This window comes from Paenibacillus sp. 2TAB26, from assembly GCF_052115145.1.
Classification (GTDB): domain Bacteria; phylum Bacillota; class Bacilli; order Paenibacillales; family Paenibacillaceae; genus Pristimantibacillus.
In genome coordinates this window covers 1-363 of sequence record NZ_JBFRGC010000158.1, presented here as the reverse complement: position 1 = coordinate 363, position 363 = coordinate 1, and the positions used below count along the sequence as shown (strand labels likewise).

General features: G+C 39.7%; 1 protein-coding gene. It reads right to left on the bottom strand.

The features are described 5' to 3' along the window. Positions 1–301 (bottom strand): hypothetical protein (locus AB4Z50_RS36305; protein WP_441887371.1); only part of this gene is annotated, 301 nt, incomplete at its 3' end. Between the last annotated feature and the right edge of the window lie 62 nt (positions 302–363).

Here is a 363-nt window from a genome sequence, read left to right as displayed (position 1 = left end):
ATTCTATACCTAATTCCGCTATCTCTATTGGGTCTTTGTGCCTTTTTATTGGCTGTCCATTATGCGCATTAGGTGGAGTAAATGCCACACCTCTATTTACAACGCTTATCGCTTCTATTCTGCCAGGAACAGCAATGATATCTATTGGATCTCCATCGTAGGTTTCCAAAACATTGTCTACAATTACCATTTGTTTTATGTGTAGGTCGCCACTTTTCGATGGTCTGATATTAACCCTATCTTGCTGTTTTACTACAACCTCCTGAATTGAGTGGTTATCTGAATCGCGCGCTTGATTCAAGTATTGTAATAGCGGGTCAGTTTTTCTAGCTTTAACATATGACCCGCGCCATGGTATAAATT